The sequence below is a fragment of the Niveispirillum fermenti genome (assembly GCF_048066175.1).
GTDB classification, from domain to species: Bacteria; Pseudomonadota; Alphaproteobacteria; order Azospirillales; family Azospirillaceae; genus Niveispirillum; species Niveispirillum fermenti.
The window spans coordinates 1-1,153 of record NZ_JBLTXA010000100.1 but is presented as its reverse complement, the minus strand read 5'-3'; the positions used below and the strand labels follow the sequence as shown (position 1 = coordinate 1,153).

The 1,153-nt window shown below is 37.2% G+C and carries 2 protein-coding genes; both read left to right on the top strand.

Annotated features, from left to right (window positions below; all coding sequences use genetic code 11):
* Positions 1-440: hypothetical protein (locus ACM9LZ_RS25840; protein ID WP_416622372.1), on the top strand; the 440-nt coding region annotated here is incomplete at its 5' end.
* A 13-nt stretch (positions 441-453) separates the two neighbouring features.
* On the top strand, positions 454-1,098 hold the full coding sequence (locus ACM9LZ_RS25835; protein WP_416622371.1) for a hypothetical protein: 645 nt from the start codon (positions 454-456) through the stop codon (positions 1,096-1,098).
* Positions 1,099-1,153 lie beyond the last annotated feature (55 nt).

The following is a 1,153-nucleotide window of genomic DNA, read 5'->3' as shown; positions in this document are numbered from 1 at the left end:
AGGTCAGCATCCCTGATGATGTTTCTAATGCTTCTCAAATCACTCAGGTAGCTCAACAATATGGAATGTGCGAACAAACAGATGGCAATGCCAGAGCTTTGGACTATAGTAAAATGCTTTATAAAAGAGGCTCTCAAAGCGTTCAGGATCATATTATAGAAAGGCATTTGTCTGGAATGATTGGGGTTTCCCAATATTTTCAGAACTCCGGATGGAGAGGAGTTCTAAATAACAACTATTACACGTACCTATTTGGGGCGCAAACTTATGACCCAGTACGTAACCTTCATGTGTTCGATGCTCCTCATCCGCTAGCTTTTCTGGGCTACATTGGTATCAGGGCGGCTTATGGAACTGATGGATCCGGGGCGCCTGCGTATACCAATCACCTCGTGTTAAAAAGTGACTGCCGAACCGTAATAACGTCGTATCCAAAATAATGGGATGAGAACGATGAATAATAAAGAAATACACGCAGATGCAATGGCAATTCCAGTCTCCCCTAAAGGTGAATTGAATGAAGATTTTAGAAATTTAACCACTTATATTTCAAGTATAGGAAAATTCTATAACGAACTTGGTTTGTCTCCTGGTCGGTTCGAAGAATGGACTTCAAATTTTGGTGCAGATTGTTGTGGAATTTCTCCAGATGGAGAATTTCTTATCCCTGAATTTCCGGTTTTCTCTAGGCTTGCTTGGATGGATATAGATCCTGTGGTGTTATTTCACGATGATATTATAAATCTAATTATTGAATGCGACAATCTTATAGAAAAAACAAATAATATTGAAGTATCTTTAGAGGCAGTGAACATTAAGACTCTCGCTCAATCTGCAATAATTAATGATTTTTGTATAAAATTTGATTATGCCCGGCAGTTCTATAAAATGAAACCTAATAATTCTAAGATCTCAACAAAATTATTATGGTTTATATGTGGTATTATTCTCTGTTTGGTGTTTTTTATTCTGTTTATTATTGCTGTTTCAAACCAATTTACAACGGGTCTGTATATATCAATATGGGTGATAATTACTATTATATTTCTATTTATAATGGTGGGCTATTTTGGATGGAAATTATGGCAAAGAAAATAATAAGAAAAGCTGGCTGAGGCCGTTTATCTGGCGACGGGCGCGGTGGACAAGCTGA

Coding starts and splice junctions, on each gene's coding strand:
- ACM9LZ_RS25835 (WP_416622371.1), top strand. CDS start 454: ATGAATAATAAAGAAATACACGCAGATGCAATGGCAATTCCAGTCTCC.